The organism is Methylobacterium sp. WL6 (assembly GCF_008040095.1).
Classification (GTDB): Bacteria; Pseudomonadota; Alphaproteobacteria; order Rhizobiales; family Beijerinckiaceae; genus Methylobacterium.
The window spans coordinates 1-4,787 of the sequence record NZ_VRVH01000328.1 but is presented as its reverse complement, the minus strand read 5'-3'; the positions used below and the strand labels follow the sequence as shown (position 1 = coordinate 4,787).

The 4,787-nt window shown below is 72.5% G+C and carries 5 protein-coding genes; 1 reads left to right on the top strand and 4 read right to left on the bottom strand.

Features of this window, described 5'->3' with window-relative positions:
• Positions 1 to 179 precede the first annotated feature (179 nt).
• Both FV230_RS29975 and nhaA read right to left on the bottom strand, forming a co-directional pair.
• Entirely contained in the window at positions 180 to 341 is a 162-nt protein-coding gene (locus FV230_RS29975) for a hypothetical protein (RefSeq protein WP_187274899.1), read from the bottom strand.
• Between the two features lie 583 nt (positions 342 to 924).
• Positions 925 to 2,097: a Na+/H+ antiporter NhaA gene (nhaA, locus tag FV230_RS24740; RefSeq protein WP_147844285.1), complete on the bottom strand. Its 1,173-nt coding sequence runs from the start codon at positions 2,095 to 2,097 to the stop codon at positions 925 to 927.
• A 100-nt stretch (positions 2,098 to 2,197) separates the two neighbouring features.
• Here nhaA and FV230_RS24735 point away from each other — a divergent pair, with 100 nt between their 5' ends.
• Positions 2,198 to 3,502, top strand: coding sequence for an MFS transporter (locus FV230_RS24735; protein ID WP_147728681.1), 1,305 nt, complete (start codon positions 2,198 to 2,200; stop codon positions 3,500 to 3,502).
• A gap of 90 nt (positions 3,503 to 3,592) precedes the next feature.
• On the opposite strand, the gene FV230_RS24730 is transcribed toward FV230_RS24735, so the two are convergent.
• The gene (locus tag FV230_RS24730) at positions 3,593 to 4,144 is read right to left on the bottom strand and encodes a PAS domain-containing protein (protein WP_147844284.1); all 552 of its coding nucleotides are present in this window, start codon (positions 4,142 to 4,144) and stop codon (positions 3,593 to 3,595) included.
• A gap of 142 nt (positions 4,145 to 4,286) precedes the next feature.
• The coding region (locus FV230_RS24725) for a TlpA disulfide reductase family protein (protein ID WP_147844283.1) at positions 4,287 to 4,787 on the bottom strand (501 nt) is incomplete at its 5' end.

Below are 4,787 nucleotides of genomic sequence, written 5' to 3'. Positions count from 1 at the left end.
GCGCGGCCCGGCGCGCAGGCCGGCGGGCACGGGTCGGAGGCCGCCCGGCGGGCAGCCTACATCCTGTACGCGTTCTCGGAGAGCGGGGGGCGCCACGTCGTCTCGGCGGCGCAGCGCGGGATCGGAGCGGGCGGAACCGTGATGGATCTCGGCCCGCTCGCGCTGGGCTGACGTTCGGCTCAGGCGGTGGCGGCGAGAAGCCCGGAACGCCGGCGGTCGCCGATGCTGGCCTCGTAGCGTTCGGCCTGGAGGCGCGTGAGGCCGGAGATCAGGGCGGTGGACCCACGATAGACCGTATAGGTGCCGTCCTGGGTAGGCTTGACGCGAATCGTCTCGGACATGGGGACCATCCTGTGCTGCGTTGACCGAATCGTTAGCCGTCGCTCTTCTTCCGCGGTGATTCTCCGATCCTGTAATGATGCCCGACGTTACCGCTTCGGCTTCCGCGCGCAAGGGCGGCGCGGCGCGGATACGTAAGTAATTTTGCATTCGATCGGCATGGAGCACGGGACGACGCGCGGCCGGCGCGCTTCGCACCGTGGCGGCACGCGGGAGGCACGAACGAAAAGCCCGCCGGCTTTCGCCGACGGGCCGGTGGCAGGGGCCACGTTCCCGGGTTCGAGGGTGCTGTCCGGCGTGCGTCCCGCGGCGCTCGGGGCCGCGGGGTCGGGCGCCTAAAACCCTCCCGAAAACCTCTATCCCTGTCGATGAGCGCTCGGCGGATCGTCCTGGTCACCGGCACCGGTGTCGGCGGAATGGACGTGGGTGGGGCTTGCATGCATGGCAGACCTCCTCTTCGTCTCGCTCCGGCGACGGAGCCTCGCATCGGGGGGCCGCGTCGCCATGAGGAGAGGCTAGACCCGCCCGGCCCACGCTGGCAAGGGGCGTTTTCGAGGATTCGCCAGCCGGCTCGCCGGGCCCGGCTCAGGCCCGGGCGGGGCTCCGCGCGGACGGGAGCCCGAGGATCGCGGCGCCGACCAGGCCGGAGAGCAGGGAGCCGGCGAGCACCCCGAGCTTCACCTCCGTCTCGTGGGCGGCATCGGAGAAGGCGAGCGCGCCGATGAACAGGCTCATGGTGAAGCCGATGCCGCACAGCACGGCGACGCCGTAGACCTGGACCCAGCTCGCCCCGCCGGGCCGGCGCGCGAGGCCGAGCGCCACCGCGAGGCGCAGGGCGGCGAACACGCCGGCCTGCTTGCCGAGGAACAGCCCGAACGCGACGCCCAGCGTCACCGGGTCGAGGAAGGCGGTGGGCGACAGGCCGCGCAGCGGCACCCCGGCATTGGCGAAGCCGAACAGCGGCACGATCCCGAAGGCGACGAAAGGCGTGATTGCGTGCTCCAGCCGGTGCAGCGGCGAGGTCGCGTCCTCCGGCCGGCCCGGGCTCACGCGGATCGGGATGGTCAGCGCCAGCAGCACGCCCGCCACCGTGGCGTGGACGCCCGAGCGCAGCACCAGCACCCAGAGCACGAGGCCGAGCAGCAGGTAGGGCGCGAGCGCGACGACGCCGAAGCGGTTCAGGCCGACGAGGAGCGCCAGCACCACGGCCGCGAGCCCGAGCATCGTCGGGTCGAGGCCGCCGGTATAGGCCAGCGCGATGATCAGCACGGCGCCGAGGTCGTCGACGATCGCCACCGCGCCGAGCAGGATCTTGAGCGAGACCGGCGCCCGCCGGCCGAGCAGCGCCAGCACGCCGAGCGCGAAGGCGATGTCGGTCGCCGCCGGGATCGCCCAGCCCCGCGCGGTCCCGGCGCCGGCATTGAAGGCGAGGTAGACCAGGGCCGGCACCACCATCCCGCCGAGCGCCGCGATGCCGGGCAGCGCCCGGTCGGGCCAGGTCCGCAACGCGCCGTCCAGCGCCTCGCGCTTGATCTCGAGGCCGACGAGCAGGAAGAACACCGCCATCAGGCCGTCGTTGATCCAGTGCTGGATGCTCAACGGGCCGAGCGGCGCGTGCAGCGCCTGGGCGTAGGTCCCGGCGAGCCCGGTATTGGCGACGACGAGGGCGCAGGCGGCGGCCGCCATCAGCACGAGGCCGCCGGCCGCCTCGCTCGCGAGCGCGGCGCGGATCGCGGAACGGGGGCGCGGCTTCGTCATGGCGCCGGGGGTGCCCGGGTTTGCGCCCACGGGCAAGCCCTGCCGGTGGCGGTCCGGGCTCGGGACGTCTATGCGGGCACCGATGACGCAAGGACGCGCGATGACCGCCACGACGACACCGGACCACCCGGCCCTGAACCGCAAGGCTGTCGGCGCCGTGGTCCTCGGCAACGCGCTCGAGTTCTACGACTTCACGCTCTACGCCTTCTTCGCCGTGCCGATCGGCGCGGCGTTCTTCCCGTCCGACAACGCCACCGACAGCCTGCTCGCCTCGCTCGCCCTGTTCGGCATCGGCTACGTGATGCGGCCGATCGGCGGCATCGTGATCGGCGCCTTCGCCGACCGGGCCGGGCGCAAGCCCGCCATGCTGATCACCATCGCGCTGATGGCGGTCGGCATGCTGATGCTGGCGCTGGCGCCGTCCTACGCGACGCTCGGCGGCTGGGCGCAGGTGATCGTCATCGTCGGGCGGCTGATCCAGGGGCTGGCGCTCGGCGGCGAGGTCGGCCCCTCCACCGCCTACCTGCTGGAGGCGGCGCCCCCGAGGCACCGCGGCTTCGTGGCGAGCTGGCAGATCGCGAGCCAGGGCTGCGCCGCCCTGTTCGCCGGCATCGTCGCGACGGGGCTCACCATCGTCCTCGGCGAGGCGGCGATGGCGGATTGGGGCTGGCGCGTCATGTTCCTGCTCGGCATCGGCGTCGTGCCGGTCGGCCTCGTGATCCGCAGCCACCTGCCCGAGACCGCGGGCGAGGGCGAGGATCCGGCGGCGGCCGCCTCCACCGGCGCGGTGGTGGTGCGGCTGCTGCGCGAGCACGGGCGCCTGCTGCTCCTGACCTTCGTCGTCATCGCCGCCTCGACCGTCTCGAACGCCATTGGCACCAACATGCCGGTCTACGCGCACGCCACCCTGGGGCTCACCGAGACGGTGTCGACGGCGGTGCCGATCGCCCTCGGCCTCGCCTCGGTGGTGTTCCCGCTGCTGGGCGGCTGGCTCGCCGACCGGTTCGGGCGGCGCCCGGTGCTGGTGTGGCCGCGGGCCGCGATCGTGGTGCTGGCGGTGCCGGCCTTCTGGTGGCTGGCGCAGGCGCCGACCGCGGCCTCGGTCTACGCGGTGACGTTCCTGATGTCGGCGCTGTCCTCGATCAACGCGGCGGCGATCATCGTCGCGATCCCCGAATCGCTGCCGCGGGCGGTGCGCAGCGCCGGGCTCTCGATCGTCTACGCCTTCTCGGTCTCGATCTTCGGCGGCAGCACGAACTACGTCGTCAACAAGCTGATCGCGATCACCGGCGACCGGCTGGCGCCGGCCTACTACCTCGTCGCGTTCAGCGTGCTCGGCACGATCGCCGCCTGGATGATGCACGAGACCCGCGGGCGCGACCTCGACGCCGACACCGAGGCGTGAGGCGCGCCGAACCGACGCCGCGCCGTCAGGGCCTGTCGTGAGATCGCATCGTCCTCACGCGAGCCGGAATCCGCCGCGCGCGACGAGGCTCTAATGCAGGTTCGAGCCGTCCTGCGCGGTGGCGGAGGCCCGGACGAGCTCGCGGCCGACCTCGTGCAGGGCGACCTCGACCGCGGCCAGCGCGCAGGTGCCGCCGCCCTGCATGATCAGCGCGTGCGCGGTGATCAGGTGGTCGGCGACCAGCTCCAAGACCGAGCGCGGCTCGGAATCCGCCACCGGCGACGGCAGGGTGAAGCGGCCGAGCGACCCGGTCGCCGTGCTCTTGGGCGGCGGCGACGCGAGCCGGCTGATGGAGCCGAAGAAGCCGAGGAAGGTCCGCTCGGGCGGCCCGAAGGACGGCACCGCGCCGGCCACGACCCAGGTCGCCCGCCCGTCCGGCGACAGCAGGCGATAGCGCACCGTGAACTCGCTGCGGGCGACGCTCGCCTCGGCGACCACGGTCCGCACGACGGCGAGGTCGTCCGGATGGATGACCTTGCTCCATCCCTGTTGCGATACGTCTTCGATCTGCTGACCGGTCAGAACAGTCCATTCATCACTGAGATAGACCACCTTTCCGGCTGCATCCGTTACGAAGATCATGGCCCAACCTCGGCTATAGCCGAGCTATGGCGCAGGGTCCGGCCTCAGGCAATCGGGCATCGCGGCAAATCATCCGCCGGCCCCCGGCTTCGCGCCTTGCCTTAAAGTCCAATGGACAGCGCGCCCGCGCTCCGAAGCGGGCTCAGGACGTGCGCCCGAGGGCCGCCCGGATCAGCGCGAGCCCGTCCGGGCTCGACCATTCGGCCGGCCCCTTCATCACGCCGATGGTGCAGCCGGCGGGGTCGACCAGCAGGGTCGTCGGCAGGCCGGGCGAGCCGGTGTCGCGCTGCACCGCCGGCAGCACGCGCCCGCCAGGATCGGCGTAGTAGGCCAGCCGCGCGATGCCGTTGTCCCGCATCCAGACCGGCGGCCTGTCGAGGTTGCGCGTGTCGAGGTTGATCGCGACCACCGCGAAATCCTTGCCGCCGAGCGCGGCCTCGAGCCGGTCGAGGGCCGGCATCTCGGCCTTGCACGGCGCGCACCACGTCGCCCACAGGTTCAGGAGGACGAGGCGGCCGCGGAAATCCGAGAGCCGCAGGTCGGCCTCCCCTCCCCCGTCCTTCGCCGCTTTGCCCGGCCCCTTGAACGCGATGTCGGGTGCCGGCCGGGCCTTCTCGGGCGCCTGCATCGCCACGACGTCCCC